Origin of the sequence: Microbacterium sp. B24, assembly GCF_000333415.1 — a bacterium.
Taxonomy (GTDB): Bacteria; Actinomycetota; Actinomycetes; order Actinomycetales; family Microbacteriaceae; genus Microbacterium.
On sequence record NZ_BADB01000308.1, the window covers coordinates 1 to 2417 of the forward strand.

The window sequence follows — 2417 nt, forward strand, 5'->3', positions numbered from 1 at the left end:
GAGCTCGGTCCCGGGGATCCTCTAGAGTCCGACATCCATGCCGTGATCTACGGCCCAGTCGAGGGCGGGCACGACCACATCGGTCGAACCCTCGCACCCGAAGACGCGCACGGCGTACAGGTCGACCTGCGGGGCGACACCCGGTCCGACGCGGAACTGGTTCGAGGGGGTCGTGGAGTCGTACGGGCCGCGGTAAGTGGTGCCGTCGGCGAGCACGCCCGAGCCGCCCGCGGTGCCGGCGACGTGCGAGCCGTGGCCGTTGCAGTCGAGCGGGTTGTCGTCGGGGTGGGGCACCGGCTGGTAGGAGGCGCTGTTCGGGTCGGCGTTGTAATCGTCGCCGACGAGGTCGATTCCGCCCTTGATGCGCGGGGCGTCGGGACCGTACATCGTCGGGTCGGCGGGCTGGGCCGAGTTCGCCTTCGCGGCGTCGAAGGCCGCCACCGTGCCGGGACCGCCGAAGGTCGCGTGGGTGTAGTCGATGCCGGTGTCGATGATGGCGACCTTGACGTTCTGTCCCGTGTAGCCGGTGCTCTCCCACACCTGGGGAACACCGAGGAAGGGAACCGAGACGGCGTTGTCGACGGTGTACTTGCGCACGGGATGGATGGCGACGACGTTCGGCAGAGACGCGATCGCGTCGAGCTCGGCCGCCGGCACCTTCGCCTGCACGCCGTTGTACGCCGACTGCATCTCGGCCTGCACCGAGCCGCCCTTGTCCTCGATGGCCGAGCTCACCGGCTCCTGCGCATCCTTGAGGCGGTTCTTCACGTCGCCGCGCTCACCGTCGCTGAGCTCGCGGCCCTGCTCGGCTTCCACCACGGCGACGGGATCGCCCGTCATCTCGACGACGACGCTCACGAGTCCGTTGGCGTCGATGGCCGCCGACGTGAACGACGTCGAGATCTTTCCGGCGGATGCCGCGGTCAGAAACCGCGACGACGGGTCGGCGTCGTCGGCGGTCGCGGCGAATGCGGCCGTGGAGGGGAGCAGCAGTGCTATCGCACCTGCCGTGGCGAGGATGCGTCGTTGCCATGGTCGTTGCAAGGGAAGACCGCCTTTCGTGCAGGGGGGTGTGCCACATCGGGGTAGGACGCGGCTGTATGGAGGCTATGCATCCCCTGCACGAGGCGAAAGACGGATGAGAGGATCCTCATCCGAGTTCATCCGAAGGTCTATGCGATGCGGGTTCCCGGCGGCAGCGAACGCGCCGGTGTGCGCGTACGAGCCCAGGCACCCCACAGCAGCAGGCCCGCCAGCACCACCTGGACGGCGAGGCCCACGAACCAGCTCGGCACGGTCTCGTCGATGATCTGGCGCGGGGTGGGCTGCGTCGCGTCCAGGTGCGTGCCCGGCGCACAATCGTCCCAGCGCTGTTCGAGCGACGGGGGCAGCTGCGCCGACCGCACCGACAGCTTCAGCGAGCCGAAGAGGTCGTCGGGGTAGCCGTACTCGGTGAACCGTGTGGGCGTGGCGTCGCCGAGGATCACGAAGGGGTTGGCCGACAGCAGCCACCACACGTAGTCGAAGCGCGGCACGCGGTAGGTGCCGGTCTGCCACGGGCCGCAGACGAACTTTTCCGGGGTGTCGCCGCAGAAGCGGGCACCGTCCTGACACAGCGGCGCTCCGTCGGGACCGGTCTCGTAGGAGCGGGTGATCGAGGTGCCTTCGCTGGAGACCGCGGCGCCGATCAGCCCGAACCCGAGCGGCGTTCCGACGGTCAGCGCGGCGACGACGAGGTAGGTCGTGGCGACCGAGAACAGCGGACGCGCGAGCAGACCCGACAGCGCCACCCCGATCGCGGCGACGACGCCGGTCTCCACCACGAGCACGACGAGCGAGACGACCACGGTGAGCGGGTCGACGCCGCCCGCGAAGGTGGCGATCACCAGGAACGGTGCCGCCACGGCGGCGAAGGCCAGCCCGGTGATCCAGCCGGCGACGAACTTCCCGAGGAGGATCTCCCCCGTCGTGACGAGCGTCACCTGCACGGGAGCGAGCGTCGCGGCATCCCGGTCGCCGTTGATGCTGTTGCCGCTGAGGGTGGGCGAGACGAGCAGCACGAGCAGCAGGGTGACGCAGACGACGACGGAATAGATCCCGGGGCCGCTCTGACCCCAGCCGCCATAGGCGAGGTAGGCCAGCGCGGTCACGCCGATGAGCAGGAGCGCGAACACGCCGAGCAGCACGTACCACGACACGGTGCGCACCCGCTGGAGCAGCTCCAGGCGGCCGATCGTCCACAGCCGCGTGGCGTTCATGAGCGCTCCCCCTCAAGGTCGAGGAACGTGTGTTCCAGAAGTCCTGTCGCCGCCGCGAACTCCGCGACCGGCAGACCCACCCCGATGAGGGCGGCGAGGGCGGATGCCGCGTCNTCGTCGCTTGCGAACGAGACCAGCAAGTCGCGGCGGTCGATCGGG

At 69.5% G+C, this 2417-nt stretch carries 2 protein-coding genes; both read right to left on the reverse strand.

Annotated elements, in window-relative coordinates; genetic code table 11:
• Positions 1-21 precede the first annotated feature (21 nt).
• Positions 22-1044 carry a S8 family serine peptidase gene (locus I5I_RS17785; protein ID WP_036318286.1) on the reverse strand — a complete coding sequence of 341 codons (1023 nt, stop codon included), beginning with the start codon at positions 1042-1044 and terminating at the stop codon, positions 22-24.
• Between the two features lie 128 nt (positions 1045-1172).
• A complete protein-coding gene (locus tag I5I_RS07980) occupies positions 1173-2258 on the reverse strand; it encodes an ABC transporter permease (protein WP_036318287.1) in 1086 nt (361 codons plus the stop codon).
• Between the last annotated feature and the right edge of the window lie 159 nt (positions 2259-2417).